Source organism: Acinetobacter lwoffii (genome assembly GCF_019048525.1).
Lineage (GTDB): Bacteria > Pseudomonadota > Gammaproteobacteria > Pseudomonadales > Moraxellaceae > Acinetobacter > Acinetobacter lwoffii_K.
This window is the reverse complement of record NZ_CP077369.1, coordinates 2932941-2948122: the sequence shown is the minus strand read 5'-3', so window position 1 is coordinate 2948122 and position 15182 is coordinate 2932941. Positions and strand designations below refer to the sequence as shown.

Sequence of the window (15182 nt, the reverse complement as noted above, 5' to 3'; positions counted from 1 at the left end):
ATCATGAATATTGAACAAATGCTTGCCGTACTCAATCCTGAGATTGTTGAACGCCTAAGAACAGCAGTCGAAATTGGAAAGTGGCCAAACGGTGTAGCCTTGACACCGGAACAGCGTCAGACCTGTATGCAGGCAGTGTATGCCTGGGAAATGAAAAACCTGCCTGAAAATGAGCGCAGCGGTTATATCGACCGTGGTACTAAAGAAGAGGGTGAGGAGTGTGATGATGATCATCACAAGAATGAACCAGAATTCAAGCCGATTCGTTTTGTTTAAGGCTTAATTCCCAGCCAATAGCAATAATACAATTAAAAAAAAGCATTGTTCATTCACTGAACAATGCTTTTTTCTTTTGCACAAGATTAAACCGTGTGGCGATTCGCCCATAAGGTTTTGGCTTTTTGCATCGCAGCTTCAAAGCTGTCACACACGCCCATGGTATATAGCGCAATGCCCATGGTTTCTATCACTGCAATCTCGCCATAATCATGGCTTTGCTGACCATCCCAGACAGCCTTAAATAGCGCCAGATCCAGTTCTTCTTCAATCGGACTGCGGTTGTCAGTCAGTTTCGGCAGTTCATGCTCATACAGCTCGCCATCTTTAATCCCACAAATGAGCGTTTTGGCATCCGGATTACGCTCGAATTCGCCGCCTTCACCTTTAATCACCGCACTATTTTTATAGCCTAAGCGGAAAGCCGCTTGCTGGTGCGAACCACGATAAGCCGGATGAAAAATCGCTTGCAGGGTCGCTTTGGCATTAAAGGGATTGATCAGACGCGCCAGGGTATGAATTGGGGAGCGTAAGCCCATGACATTACGCAGCGCAATCAAGTCTGCAAGAATCGGAGAAATTACTTCTAACGGTATGTAAGCAAAATGCTGTTGTAGAAGTTGCTGTTCAACCTCGGCATCATTTTGACAGATTGGATAGCCTAAGTAAGTCAGCACCTGTTCGGTGTAAACGCGGTTCATGGTATGGCCCGAGGCACCATGCATCACAATATTATAACCATGCTTGGCCAGTGTCAGGGCTGCCAGAATAAACCATGGATAATGCTTGCGCTTGCCCGCATATGAAGACCAGTCCAGATCGACATCCAGTTTTTTGAAACTCAGCTGGTCACGTGTCGCCTGTACAAAACCGGCCAACTCATCTACAGATTCTTCCTTGACCCGCAATAACATCAAGAATGCACCTAACTGCACATCCAGCACTTCATTTTTCAAAATCATACTGAAGGCTTGATAGGCTTCATCATAGCTGAGGGAGCGGGCGCCATTTTTCCCTTTACCCACAATGCGTACATATTGGGCAAAGGGATGTTCGAAATCTTTATAAATATTTCTTTTGGTATTCATAACTTTTTACAGCTTGCAGAAAATATTAATGTCAAGGGAGATGATGGAAATCCATAAACCTTTCAGTATACGTAAAACAATCAGTTAAATCTGATTATCGACTAATGTCTAATCTATTCTGATTAAAACATAAGCAACCGCCTAATAAGTTATGCGCATTTAGTCTGAATATTCGGTAAAATTTAGGCAATTTTTAGAGTCTGTTTAATTTTTCTTAATCTCTTTCTCCCATTTAATACTTTGGTCTGATACTTGAGTGTCAGATTCAATGCATGGCTGATTATCATTTTGAACATTCTCTTGAGCCTATTGAGACTTGATCAAGTTCATTCGAGAAGGGATGAATAGGTCAGTGTATTCCTCAAAATGGTCTTTCTTATTTTTGATATCGTTCAAGTAGATTTATTATGGCGAAACAACCAATCTATAAGTCACTGTATTTTCAAGTGATTGTGGCCATTATTGCAGGTATTCTGGTCGGGCATTTTTCGCCTAGTGGTACGCAAATTATCAATGGCGTAGAACAACATGTCCCTGGCTTGGGCGAACAGCTCAAACCGCTTGGTGATGCATTTATCCGTCTGATTAAAATGATCATCGCGCCTGTGATTTTCTGTACCGTGGTGAGCGGTATTGCGGGTATGGAAAGCATGAAATCAGTCGGTAAGACTGGTGGTGTGGCTTTACTTTACTTCGAGATCGTATCTACGATTGCTTTGGTCATCGGGCTGGTCGTGATTAACATCGTCAAGCCTGGTGTGGGCATGAACGTTGATCCTGCTTCACTGGATACCACTGGCATCAGTAAATATGTCGCTTCAGGTGAGTCACAATCGACTATCGACTTCCTGATGAACATCATTCCAAATACGGTTGTGGGCGCATTTGCAGAAGGCGAAATCCTGCAAGTTCTATTGTTCGCGATCATCTTTGGTTTTGCACTGCATAAGCTAGGTGATCAAGGCAAGCCAGTCCTGAAACTCATCGACCAGATTTCACATGTGTTTTTCAACATCGTGAACATGGTGATGAAACTTGCTCCAATTGGTGCATTTGGTGCAATGGCGTTTACAATTGGTAAATATGGTATTGGTTCTCTTGCTCAGCTGGCACAGTTGATCATTTGTTTCTATGTTACCTGCGTACTGTTTATTTTCATCGTATTGGGCTCAATTGCGCGTTTCGCAGGGTTCAGCATCATGAAGATGATCCGCCTGATTCGCGAAGAACTTCTGATTGTACTGGGGACGTCATCTTCAGAATCAGTACTACCACGTATGTTGAAGAAACTGGAACTTGCCGGTGCAGAGAAGTCGGTGGTAGTTCTGGTGATTCCAACTGGTTATTCATTTAACCTGGATGGTACGTCGATTTACTTGACGATGGCTGCAATCTTTATTGCGCAAGCAACCAATACGCAACTTGACTTGTCTCATCAAATTACCCTGCTTCTGGTACTTCTGATTTCATCTAAGGGTGCGGCAGGCGTGACTGGTTCAGGCTTTATTGTGATGGCGGCAACTTTGGCTGCTGTAGGGAATATTCCTGTTGCAGGTCTGGCATTGATTCTCGGTATCGATCGTTTCATGTCTGAAGCTCGTGCCTTGACCAATCTGGTCGGTAACTCTTTGGCGACTTTAGTGGTTGCGAAATGGGTGGGCCAGTTAGATATGGACAAGCTGAACTATGCTTTAGCAAATCCTGCAGAAATTGACGAAAAAATGGCACAAGAAGGCAATAACGCTCACTAATTTTGAGTCTGTCTTTCATGTCTAAAAGGGAAGCTTCGGCTTCCCTTTTTTATTGACTGTGAAGTTAGTAAAAAGATGAATGCCGGCACATGACAGGGAGCAGGAAAGTCGATAGTCTGTGAAAAGGAAACTAAAATGATAAACAACAAGGACAATAGAATGCTTGCCTACGATGCCGATCTAGAATTATTCCGCGATAATTTTAAACGCTTTATGAACGAACATGTCGCACCGTACTACGACCAGTGGGAACGTGAAGGTCTGATGCCGCGTTCAGTCTGGAATGCACTCGGTGAAAATGGCTTCTTGTGTGTCGATGTTCCAGAAGAATATGGTGGCTATGGGGTGCCGACCGATTATTCCTTGATGCTGATCGAAGAATCTGCACGTGCCGGATACAGTGCCATTGCCACAGGTCTGTCTTGTCATTCCGATATTGCAGCACCGTATATCCTGCATATTGGTACTGAAGAACAGAAAAAATACTGGTTACCAAAAATGGTCACCGGTGAAGTGGTCGGTGCGATTGGCATGACCGAGCCAGGTGCAGGTTCAGATTTGCAAGCCATGCGTACTAGTGCCATCTTGCAGGATGAATATTATCTGTTAAATGGCTCAAAAACCTTCATTTCCAATGGTCAGCATGCTGACTTGGTAGTGCTTGCGGTCAAAACCGATCCTCAAGCCCGAGCTAAAGGCGTTTCATTGCTGCTGGTCGATACCCATCTGGAAGGCTTTAAAAAAGGCACTAATCTGGACAAGATTGGTCTGCATGCTCAGGATACGTCTGAACTGTTCTTCGACAATGTTAAAGTGCCAAAGGACCAATTACTGGGTCAGCCGGGACAGGGATTTGCTTACCTGATGCAGGAATTGCCACGTGAGCGTACCGCCATCGCTGCCACCGCTCTAGGCGCCATTCGTGGCTCGATCGATGTGACCACACAATATGTGAAAGAGCGTCAGGCTTTTGGTCAGGCGATCGGTCAATTCCAGAATACTCGTTTTGTGTTGGCGCAAGCGAAAATTGATGAATTGGCAACTGCAGCATTTTATAACCAGAATCTTGAGCTTTATATGCAAGGGAAGCTGGATGTAGAAACTGCAGCGGCATTGAAAAGTTTTTCTACCGATATGCAGATGAAAATCGCGGACAATCTCCTGCAATTATTTGGGGGTTATGGCTATATGACTGAATATCCAATTTCACGTTTCTTCGTTGATGCGCGGATCCAGCGGATTTATGGGGGTACCAATGAAATCATGAAGGAGATTGTGGCCCGCGGTCTGTTAGGGCGTTAATAGCTCAACTATAAAAAAGAGTCCCGAAGGACTCTTTTTTATAGGGGAGAACATGGCCAAGATGGGAAATATTTTTTAAGACTTTATGATTTTAAAACATCCAAACATTCATGAATAAAAATGGGTAAATCATTGGGTAGGCGCGATGAAATCAACTGATTATTGTCATTCACCAGTTCCGCATCATAATACGTTCCACCGGCACGTTGTACGCGACTGGCATGCGCGCGAATACTGGTAATAATTCGATTTTTTAGTACATCTGCTTCGCACAGTAATAATGATGCATCACATAAACTAAAGATGGTTTTCTTGGCCTGGTTAAAAGCTTGGATAAATTGAAGCACCCGGAGATCGGTAGATAAAGAAACTGCAGATTCACCGCCAGGGATCAGCAAGGCATCAAAATCATCAATACTGATTTGTTCGATGCCCCGGTCAATCGTCACTGCAGAACAGCCATGCAGACCATAGACCACTTTTCCTACATTAAACTCAATATTACAGATGCTATGCTTTGCTTCCAGCAAGGCCGCAACGGGTTCAAGATATTCCTGATCTTCAAAATTATTCGTCAAAAGTACAGCTATTCTTTTTGGCATGACTGACACCCAAACGCTTGTTTTAAGTTAGACTATCTATGATTGGTTAAAAAATCGTCTCTGCTTTGTAATTGAGTAGTGATTTAATGTAAAAAAATAAGTGAAATCAAAGAGAAGTCGATAAAAATGGGGTTGCAGAGTGTGCATTTTATTGTGAAATCTATCTTAGATATGAATGGTTCAAAAATGACGTGTGAAAAGCAATTATTTTAATTTTCTTATGTTTAAAACCGCTATATAGATTAAGAAATAGTGATATTTCATCTTCCTTAAAATCAGTTAATATGGACAGGCAAAGTTTACAATTTAATAATGTAAATCAAGCAGAAAAGCTGAAGTAAATGTTACCAGATATGACTAAAAGCGATAAACGGTTAAAATCAACTGTATGTTTTTAAGACTTAATCTACCAATGTCATATTGCGTAACCTTTGAAAGCTCACTATTGTTATACTGAACAGATAAGGTTTATGAAGGGCGACAGAACAATGATCAACGACGATCAAAACACCACGACTTCTCTTGATTTGGTAAAAATTCGTGAAGATATCGATTCTGTTGATCAGCAAATTCAGCAATTGATTAACCGTCGGGCACGTTTGGCTGAAGCTGTGGCAAAAGCAAAGTTTGCCTCAGAAGAGAATCCGCTGTTTTACCGTCCAGAACGTGAAGCTCAGGTTTTGCGTAATGTCATGGAACGTAATGAAGGGCCATTGTCTGATACCACCATGGCACGTCTGTTCCGTGAAATCATGTCGGCCTGTCTGGCACTCGAAGCTCCGCAAAGCATTGCTTTCCTTGGACCAGTCGGGACTTATACCCATTCTGCGGTACTCAAGCACTTTGGTCATGATGCTGTGGTTCGTCCTTTACCGACCATTGATGAAGTTTTCCGTGACGTGGAAGCAGGCAGTGCCCATTATGGTCTGGTGCCGGTAGAAAATTCCTCTGAAGGCGTGGTCAACCATACTTTGGACTGTTTTAAAACATCGAACCTGAATGTGATTGGCGAAGTTGAATTACCGATTCACCATCAGTTCCTGATTTCTGAAAATACCCGTAAAGACAGCATCAAACAGATTTATGCGCATCAGCAGACTTTGGCACAGTGCCGTAAGTGGCTGGATGCGCATTATCCAGGCGTGGAACGTGTCGCTTTAAGCTCCAACGCAGAAGCAGCGCGCCGTATTCGTAATGAATGGCATTCTGCCGCGATTGCCTCTGAAATTGCTGCGAGCATTTATGATCTCGAAATCATGCATAGCAATATCGAGGATAATCCGGAAAATACCACACGCTTCCTGGTGATTGGCCGTGAAAAAGTGCCACAAAGCGGTAATGACAAGACTTCATTACTGATTTCAGCACATGATCGTGCCGGGGCTTTGCTGGAAATTCTGGCGCCATTTGCCAAGCATAATATCAGTCTGACCAGCATTGAAACCCGTCCTGCACTTCCTGAAAAATGGGCTTATGTGTTCTTCATTGATCTTGAAGGCCATATTGAGCAGGAACACGTGAAAGCAGCCATTGAAGAAATTCGTCCTTTGGTTAAAGAAGTTCGCGTGCTCGGTTCATATCCTGCAGCTGTACTTTAAGTCAGCTATACGTGGTCAGGGCGAGGGTGCTGACCACTGTTTTATACCTAAAATTGGAAGTCTAAAATGTCGTTTGTTCCAGCCAATTCAGGCATCTCAAAATTAAAGCCATATCAACCGGGTAAACCGATCAGTGAACTTGAGCGCGAGTTGGGTCTTACCGATATCGTCAAACTGGCTTCAAATGAAAATCCGCTGGGTTGTTCAGATAAAGTCAAAGAAGCGGTCGCTGCGGAAATTGCTGAAATTGGCCGTTATCCAGATGGTGGTGGTTTTATCCTGAAAGATCAGATCAAAACCCAGTTTGGTTTTAATCATGATCAGATTACCTTGGGGAATGGTTCAAACGACTTACTGGAAATGTTTGCCCGTGCATTCGTTTCAGAAAATGATTCGGTGGTGTATAGCCAGCATGCTTTTGCGGTTTATGCATTGGTAACTCAAGCCATTAATGCGCAAGCGATTGAAGTACCAGCTAAAGGCTTTTCGCATGACTTGGAAGCAATGGCGGCTGCCATTCAGGACAATACCAAACTCGTCTTCATTGCAAACCCGAACAATCCAACTGGAACTTGGTTCGAAGAAGCTGAATTTGAAGCTTTCATGCAAAAAGTTCCTGCTAATGTCATCGTGGTTCTGGATGAAGCCTATGTGGAATATTTCCCGGAAAACTTCAACAGCTTGAAATTCCTCGCGCAATATCCAAACCTGATCGTTAGCCGTACTTTGTCGAAGTGCTATGGTTTGGCTGCACTACGTGTTGGTTTTGCTCTGGCTTCAGTAGAAGTGACGGATTATCTCAATCGTATTCGTCAGCCATTTAATGTCAACCATCTTGCGATGGTGGCTGCGGTGGCTGCACTGAAAGATGAAGATTTTATCGCGCGTTCTCGTGAAGTGAATAAAGCCGGTATGGCGCAACTTGAAGCTGGTTTTAAGGCTTTGGGTCTTAACTATGTGCCTTCACGTGCCAACTTTATCTTGGTAGATGTACAGGCAGACCCATCAGCAACCTTCAATGGTCTGCTCAAGCAAGGGGTGATTGTGCGTCCGGTCGGTATTTCTAATCACATTCGGGTATCGATTGGTACTGAAGCAGAAAATGCGAAATTCTTGAGCGCATTGGCTAAAGTACTCGGTTTAGAGGCAAAAGCTTAAACCATGTCGCAGCCACTGTTTGAAAAAGTTGCATTTATCGGGCTTGGACTGATTGGTTCAAGTCTGGCGCGTGTCATTCGAGCCGAGCATTTGGCCAATGACATTGTTGCATCGACACGTTCACAAAAGACTTTGGAAGATGCTAAATCTCTTGGCCTGATTTCCGAAGGCTATGCCGATCCTGTAGAGGCGGTCAAAGGCGCTGATCTGGTGGTACTGGCATTGCCGGTACGTGCCACGCAAAAGGTGCTGGAAGCTATCAAGCCTTATTTATCTGCCAATACCATTATTACTGATGTGGGTAGTACCAAAGGTAATGTGGTCGATGCAGCGAAAGCGGTTTTTGGCGATGAACTGCCTGAAGGTTTTGTACCGGGCCATCCGATTGCAGGTGCCGAGCATACTGGGGTACATGCAGGTAAAGTTGATTTATTTGCCAATCACAAAGTGATTTTGACGCCACTGCCAAGCAGTGCAAACTGGGCCGTCGATAAACTGATTCAGCTGTGGCAAGCGGCGAAAGCCGAAGTGATTTGCATGAATGTCGACAAGCACGATGAAGTGCTGGCGCATACCAGTCATCTTCCGCATCTTATGGCATTCAACTTGGTTGAACAATTGGCCAAGCGTGAAGACAATTTAGATATATTTCGTTATGCTGCGGGTGGTTTTCGGGATTTCTCGCGAATTGCCGCCAGCGATCCACAAATGTGGCATGACATCTTTTTTGCTAATAAAAAAGCAGTTCTGAATGCTGTTGATGGCTTTGAACAGCAGCTCGCGATTATCCGCAAATTGATTGAAGATGAAGATTCCCACGCATTGATGGGCTTATTGGGTCATGCGCAGGCAGCTCGCCAGCATTTCAACCATATGCTCGCCAAGAAACCTTTCATGGAGAAAAATAAAGTGACACAACAATTTACCATTCAGCCGGGTGCCAAGAAATTTCAGGGTAAATTTACCGTGCCAGGTGACAAATCTGTGTCACATCGCTCGATCATGTTTGGTGCGATTGCAGAAGGTACCACACATGTGACCGGCTTTTTGGAAGGTGAGGATGCTCTAGCGACACTGCAAGCTTTCCGTGATATGGGTGTGAGCATTGAAGGCCCTAAAAATGGTGAAGTGACCATTCATGGTGTTGGCATGCATGGCCTTAAAGCGCCACAGTCTGCCATTTATATGGGCAACTCGGGCACTTCAATGCGTTTACTGTCCGGTATGCTAGCAGCGCAGAAATTTGATTCTGTGATGACGGGGGATGCTTCACTGTCTAAACGTCCAATGGAACGTATTGCCAAGCCTTTACGTGAAATGGGCGCGCAGATCCAGACTACGGGTGAGCGCGGCACGCCACCTGTATCCATAACTGGCAATCAAAACCTGAAAGGGATTCAGTACGATTTGCCAATGGCCTCTGCTCAGGTGAAATCGGGAATTTTACTTGCAGGCCTGTGGGCGGAAGGTGAAACTTCGGTAACTGAGCCTGAACCAACTCGTGACCATACTGAGCGTATGCTGCGTGCATTTGGTTATGAAGTGAAAACCGAAGGCAACCGAATTTCACTGCAAGGTGGTGGTAAGCTGGTTGGAACCAATATTCAGGTGCCTTCTGATATTTCTTCAGCAGCCTTCTTTATGGTGGGTGCAGCCATTACTGAAAATTCGGACGTCACCCTTGAAGCAGTCGGTATTAACCCGACCCGTACTGGTGTGATTGAAATCCTCAAGCAAATGGGTGCTGACATTACGGTTGAAAACGAGCGTATTGCGGGCGGTGAACCGATTGCCGATATTCGTATTCGTGGTACACGTACATTAAAAGGCATTCATATGCCGGAAGATCAGGTGCCATTGGCCATTGATGAATTCCCTGCATTATTCATTGCAGCGGCATGTGCGGAAGGTCAAACGATCCTGACGGGTGCGGCTGAACTGCGTGTCAAAGAATCGGACCGTATTCAGGTCATGGTGGATGGTCTTCAAACCATGGGTATTGACTGTACCCCAACTGAAGATGGCATTATTATTGAAGGTAAAGGCAAGTCTGGTGACTGGTCGCCAATCTTTAGCGGTGGTGAAATTGAATCACATCATGATCACCGTATCGCGATGAGTTTTTCGATTGCCGGTTTGCGTAATTCTGAGCAGATCAAGATTGTCGGAACCGAAACGGTCGCAACCAGTTTCCCGACGTTTACAGAATTGACCTCAATTGCAGGACTGCCAATTCAAGTGTCAGAATAATTTTTAAAATTATGTGAAACAGCCAAGCTTTTGCTTGGCTGTTTTGTTTATATTGCTTATGCTAAACCCATATAAGAAAAAAGCCATTTGGAAGTAGCGATGCGAAAATTAAAATTCATGGCCAATACCCAGAACCAAACACCACGGGATAGTCAGGAAACCCAGGAATATGTAGCACACTTGCTTGCCGAAAAATTAGGCAAATATGGTTTTCAGACTTTAAGCCAAAGTGGAGCTCAGGTTGCTGTTAGTGTGGAAGAACATGCGCTGCCTTTATCGGTAAGTTGCGAAACCAGAGATGAACAAGGGCATCTGATCTGTGAAATTGCCTCATATCCTGAAGAAGAACAGGACTGGCTGGATCGTATCACCGAAAGAAGTTTGCTTAATCAGCTTGCACAGGCAGTGGAAACCTCTCTAAAAGAGCAGGAAAGCTTTAGCGAGTTTGAATGGAAGAACTAATTCAACAGACTCAATCAGCTTTGCCCACACTGCAAACTAAACGCTTGATCCTGAATTGTTTTAAATCAGCCGATGCCGAAGAAGCTTATGCTTCAATTACGCCGAGTTTGACACGTTTTATGGCGTGGGATGCACCAGAATCTGAACAGGAATTTGCAACAGTCTGGAAAAATTGGCTGGAAAATATGACCGATCATAAAGAATATGTATTTGTGATCCGTCATATTGAAACACAAGAATTTATTGGACTATGTGGTTTGCATCGACTTGATGATGAAATACCTGAAGTCGGTATTTGGATCCGTGAAACTGCGCATGGTCATCATTATGGACATGAAGTAGTGCATTGTGTTGTGGCCTATGCTTTCAATACATTAGGGCTTCAAGTCTTAAGCTATCCGGTAGCAGAAGAGAACTGGGCTAGCCGTAAAATTGCAGACCGCTTGGGCGGAAAAATTATCCGTTACATCGATAAGCCTAAATATCGGGCTGTGATGTATGAAATTTTTGCAGACGGTTTTGTCTTTTAATAAAAAAACCCATCATCTGATGGGTTTTTTTATTTAGCCAAGCGCTAAGTACCGGGTCATTGCGATCCGCAATTGCTTTAAATAGCCGGTAAAGAAATGGTTGGCACCAGGCAATATAGTCACTAAATGGCGTTGTGGCTTTGCCCATTCAATAATATCTGAGAGCAAAGTTACTTCATCGGCTTCGCCATGAATGAACAGAATGTCGCCTTTAATGGCGGGCGTCACATAATGGCGAATACCAGCCACTGTTGCAGTCGGCAGACCACATAAAATGGTTTGCTTTGGTTGCAATTCTACCGGTAAGGCTGCATAACTTTTTGCCATGACATGCGCACCAAAACTAAAACCGCCTGCATAAAAAGGCAGGGCAATATGCTGGTTGCGAGCGAACCGAATGAGTTCTAATACATCATCCGTTTCACCGAAGCCCTCGTCGTGTATACCTTCACTTTGACCAGAACCACGGAAACTTGGACGATACACAATACAGCCACGCTCCAAATACATTTGTGCCAGTAAAACCGGGACCTTATGTTGTGGTGTACCGCCTTGCAATGGATGGGGGTGACAAACTACCGCGAATCCTTTCACTTCACCCTGAGGATAATCCACAAAAACTTCAATCTGACCCGCAGGCCCTTGAAGAAAAATTTGCTCGGGCATATAAAAACCGATGATTAACAGGAGAATCGTGCATTTTAACGATTATGGTGAATAAAAACATGAATTGGAATTAAAATAAGCAGACTGATATAGTTTAATTAATCATTTTTTGACCAGGTTGCCATGCTCGCTTTAATTTCTCCAGCCAAAACTCTCGATTACGATACCCCATTACCGACTGACCAATTTACTCAAGCGAGATTATTAGAACATTCACAGGACTTAATTAAAGTTTGTCGCACACTTTCTGCAACAGAAATTTCCAGATTAATGAGTGTCAGTGAAAAAATTGCCAGTTTAAATACCGCACGTTTTAATGACTGGCAGCCGGATTTTAATTTAGCCAATGCCCGTCAGGCGATTTTTGCATTTAAAGGTGATGTCTATACTGGACTGGATGCCTATACTTTGAAACATGAAGATCTGCACTATGCACAAGACCGTTTACGTATGTTGTCTGGATTATATGGGCTCTTACGACCCTTGGATTTGATGATGCCGTACCGCCTGGAAATGGGAACCAAATTAGCCAATTCCCGCGGGCATAATCTATATGACTTCTGGGCGCATCACATTACTGATCTGATTAATCAGGATTTAGCAGCAGCAAATTCTGAAATTCTGGTGAATATTGCCTCTGATGAATATTATAAATCAGTCCACGAGCGCAAAATTCAGGCGGACATTATCAAGCCGGTATTTCTGGATCAGAAAAATGGCAAATATAAAGTGATTAGTTTCTATGCCAAAAAAGCACGCGGTCTCATAGCGCGTTTTATGATTGAAAATAAAATTGATCGTGTCGAAGAGCTGAAAGCTTTTAATCGCGATGGCTATTATTTCGATGCAGACAGTTCACTCAAGGGAGAACTGGTGTTCAAGCGTGATGAACAACTGAGTGCATAAATGAGATGATTCCCTGTATCCAGCATGAGGATATGTATGCCGGATATTGGGATGTCGTTATTATGGTTAGGTTCTTAACTAGTGTTCAACGATTTGACTCTGTGATAAGTGAAGTGTGGATGAACTGCATAATGAAAACTTCAAAATTTATAATTTTTGAATATCAGGCAGAGCTTCAAGATAATTAAAAATAAAAAATATCGCCAAACACTTTGAAATTCCTCGCAAAATCTCCTTTATTTAGATCATTTTATTCTAAAAATTAAAGTTGAGCATTCTGGGAAAAGGCCAATAAAATAAACCGAAATAAATTCTATTAAATAGGTTAGATTTCATTTATCTACATATTTTAAGTTTGAATAAAATTCTTGTAGATGTTTTAAAAAATATATTAAATTCAATTGTTTACTGTTTATTTAAAAGAATTTTTAAGAGTATCGATTTTTTGAAGAAAGAATTATAAATTAATTAAGTACTAATAAATAAAACGACATAAAAGTAATATGTAGAGGATGAATAAATGCCTTCTATCGGGTTAAATGTAAACTATGTCACAAGTTTGTTAGGTTTTTTGTTAGCATAATTGCATAGTGTTACAAAGTAGCATAATAAAAATGAAAATATATGCTATCCCTGTTTTTGCCTTAATGATCAGTTTATTAGGATTTTGTGTCCATAAATAGTCAGAAATCAGAAAATATGAAAAGATCCGTCATGTTTTGAACGATGGTCGTGATTCAGGCAAATTGCTGGAATCCAATCGGCATCGACATTAAGCAGGCTAGACAATCTTCTTTTGTTGATTAGGCTAAAATGATAAAATTAAATCAATAATAAATATAATAAAAATTTAAAGTATTCATTTAAGATATATTAATTTCTAATAAAGTGTAAAATCAAATAAGCAATAAGAAATCAATGTGTTATAATTTGCAAACGATCAGGATGAAGCAAAATTCATCTTGTTAAGCATTTGATTTAAATCAAGAAAATAAAGCTGCATAAAGGTTATGCAGCTTTTTTGTTTAGATTTTTTTTGGGTTTTTATAGCATAGCCCTGGGGCTGTAAGCTGTTCCAACATTTTAACCCGTCAAATGGCTATGCTGGCATATTCGTTGCTAACACATCCTTAAAATTGATGAATTTTTTTATAAAGTTTCATTTATTTGACGGCTTGCTTAAAGCATTAAGTTTACTCAATAGGGGCTAGGTCATGACGACTCCTAATCCATCTTCAGAAAGTATGCTTGAACGTCTGTTTAAACTGAGTGAAAACAAAACCAGTTTCCGTACAGAAGTTCTTGCCGGTGTAACTACATTCTTAACGATGTGTTACATCATTATTGTCAATCCGATGATTTTGTCCGAAACGGGGATGGATCATGGGGCTGTCTTTGTAGCAACCTGTCTTGCAGCCGCGATTGGCTGTTTAGTCATGGGCTTGATTGCAAATTATCCAATTGCACTTGCACCAGGCATGGGCTTGAATGCCTTCTTTACCTATTCTGTATGTTTGGGAATGGGTGTGCCTTGGCAAACAGCACTCGGGGCTGTGTTTATCTCCGGTCTTGTGTTTATTGCGATCAGCATGTTCAAAATCCGTGAAGCCATTGTCAATGCGATTCCAATGTCGCTGAAACTGGCCATCGGTGGTGGTATTGGCTTATTTCTTGCGCTGATTGCTTTGAAAAATGCCGGCCTGATTGTGGATAATCCCGCTACGTTGGTAGGTTTGGGTGATTTAAAACAACCATCGGTTTTGCTTGCATTATTTGGTTTCCTTCTGGTTGTTGTGATGCATCACTTTAAAGTGCGTGGTGCGATCATCATCAGTATTTTGGTGTTAACCGGTATTTCAGCAGCATTGGGTCTGAGTGAATTTAAAGGTGTGGTGGGCGCAGTACCATCGATTGCACCAACATTTATGCAAATGAGCTTTGAAGGTCTATTCACTGCCAGCTTAATCGGGGTGATTTTTGTCTTCTTCTTGGTCGATTTATTCGATTCAACCGGTACGCTGGTTGGTGTTTCGCACCGTGCAGGCCTGTTGAAAGATGGCAAACTGCCGCGTTTGAAAAAAGCACTTTTTGCGGACTCTTCTGCAATTGTTGCAGGTGCAGCGCTGGGTACATCTTCGACTACGCCATACATTGAATCTTCTGCGGGCGTAGCAGCCGGTGGCCGTACAGGACTAACTGCTGTTGTAGTCGGTATCCTGTTTGTTGCCTGTTTGTTCCTTGCACCATTGGCACAGTCTGTACCAAGCTTTGCAACAGCGCCAGCGCTGTTATTTGTCGGTGTCTTAATGATTCAAGGTATCGTGCATATTGACTGGGAAGATATTACAGAAGCAGTTCCTGCATTTTTAACCATTGTATTTATGCCATTTACCTATTCAATTGCGGATGGTATTGCGATGGGCTTCATCAGCTATGCACTGATCAAATTGTTAACCGGTAAGGCATCAACAGTACCGTATATGGTCTGGATTATTGCAGTACTATGGACGCTTAAATTCGCACTATTTGGCGGCTAATTTTTCTAGATTTGGAAAGGGTGTAAACTCAGTTTGCACCCTTTTTTTATTATTTT

13 protein-coding genes are annotated in these 15182 nt (G+C 42.6%); 10 read left to right on the top strand and 3 right to left on the bottom strand.

From position 1 onward, the window contains the following. The first annotated feature begins 3 nt into the window (after nucleotides 1-3). Nucleotides 4-276 (top strand): YeaC family protein, encoded by a 273-nt coding sequence (locus tag I6L24_RS13865; RefSeq protein ID WP_004278992.1) that lies wholly within the window; start codon nucleotides 4-6, stop codon nucleotides 274-276. Between the two features lie 86 nt (nucleotides 277-362). On the opposite strand, the gene I6L24_RS13860 is transcribed toward I6L24_RS13865, so the two are convergent. Next, nucleotides 363-1364 (bottom strand): glycosyl transferase family protein, encoded by a 1002-nt coding sequence (locus I6L24_RS13860; protein WP_216986208.1) that lies wholly within the window; start codon nucleotides 1362-1364, stop codon nucleotides 363-365. 407 nt (nucleotides 1365-1771) lie between these two features. Between I6L24_RS13860 and I6L24_RS13855 the strand changes: the two genes are divergently transcribed. Both I6L24_RS13855 and I6L24_RS13850 read left to right on the top strand, forming a co-directional pair. After that, a complete protein-coding gene (locus I6L24_RS13855) occupies nucleotides 1772-3115 on the top strand; it encodes a dicarboxylate/amino acid:cation symporter (protein WP_216986207.1) in 1344 nt (447 codons plus the stop codon). 159 nt (nucleotides 3116-3274) lie between these two features. Further along, entirely contained in the window at nucleotides 3275-4417 is a 1143-nt protein-coding gene (locus tag I6L24_RS13850) for an acyl-CoA dehydrogenase family protein (RefSeq protein ID WP_114541957.1), read from the top strand. Between the two features lie 83 nt (nucleotides 4418-4500). On the opposite strand, the gene I6L24_RS13845 is transcribed toward I6L24_RS13850, so the two are convergent. Further along, the gene (locus I6L24_RS13845; RefSeq protein WP_005247429.1) at nucleotides 4501-5019 is read right to left on the bottom strand and encodes a DJ-1/PfpI family protein; all 519 of its coding nucleotides are present in this window, start codon (nucleotides 5017-5019) and stop codon (nucleotides 4501-4503) included. Between the two features lie 488 nt (nucleotides 5020-5507). Here I6L24_RS13845 and pheA point away from each other — a divergent pair, with 488 nt between their 5' ends. The 5 genes from pheA (at nucleotide 5508) to I6L24_RS13820 (ending at nucleotide 11017) form a co-directional block, all read left to right on the top strand. After that, complete coding sequence (gene pheA, locus I6L24_RS13840) at nucleotides 5508-6617, top strand: prephenate dehydratase (RefSeq protein ID WP_004278987.1); 1110 nt, start codon at nucleotides 5508-5510, stop codon at nucleotides 6615-6617. 66 nt (nucleotides 6618-6683) lie between these two features. Next, a complete protein-coding gene (gene hisC, locus I6L24_RS13835; RefSeq protein ID WP_004645569.1) occupies nucleotides 6684-7775 on the top strand; it encodes a histidinol-phosphate transaminase in 1092 nt (363 codons plus the stop codon). Nucleotides 7776-7778: 3 nt separating this feature from the next. Beyond that, complete coding sequence (locus I6L24_RS13830) at nucleotides 7779-10025, top strand: bifunctional prephenate dehydrogenase/3-phosphoshikimate 1-carboxyvinyltransferase (RefSeq protein WP_216986206.1); 2247 nt, start codon at nucleotides 7779-7781, stop codon at nucleotides 10023-10025. Between the two features lie 99 nt (nucleotides 10026-10124). Further along, nucleotides 10125-10487 carry a hypothetical protein gene (locus I6L24_RS13825; protein ID WP_216986205.1) on the top strand — a complete coding sequence of 121 codons (363 nt, stop codon included), beginning with the start codon at nucleotides 10125-10127 and terminating at the stop codon, nucleotides 10485-10487. After that, nucleotides 10475-11017 carry a GNAT family N-acetyltransferase gene (locus I6L24_RS13820; RefSeq protein ID WP_216986204.1) on the top strand — a complete coding sequence of 181 codons (543 nt, stop codon included), beginning with the start codon at nucleotides 10475-10477 and terminating at the stop codon, nucleotides 11015-11017. Before I6L24_RS13825 ends, I6L24_RS13820 begins: the two co-directional genes overlap by 13 nt. A gap of 33 nt (nucleotides 11018-11050) precedes the next feature. On the opposite strand, the gene I6L24_RS13815 is transcribed toward I6L24_RS13820, so the two are convergent. Further along, the gene (locus I6L24_RS13815; RefSeq protein WP_180038745.1) at nucleotides 11051-11683 is read right to left on the bottom strand and encodes an alpha/beta hydrolase; all 633 of its coding nucleotides are present in this window, start codon (nucleotides 11681-11683) and stop codon (nucleotides 11051-11053) included. Between the two features lie 123 nt (nucleotides 11684-11806). Between I6L24_RS13815 and yaaA the strand changes: the two genes are divergently transcribed. Together yaaA and I6L24_RS13805 are read left to right on the top strand one after the other, a co-directional pair. Next, entirely contained in the window at nucleotides 11807-12589 is a 783-nt protein-coding gene (gene yaaA / locus I6L24_RS13810; protein ID WP_216986203.1) for a peroxide stress protein YaaA, read from the top strand. A gap of 1214 nt (nucleotides 12590-13803) precedes the next feature. Continuing rightward, on the top strand, nucleotides 13804-15126 hold the full coding sequence (locus tag I6L24_RS13805) for an NCS2 family permease (protein WP_004645563.1): 1323 nt from the start codon (nucleotides 13804-13806) through the stop codon (nucleotides 15124-15126). The last annotated feature ends 56 nt before the right edge of the window (nucleotides 15127-15182 follow it).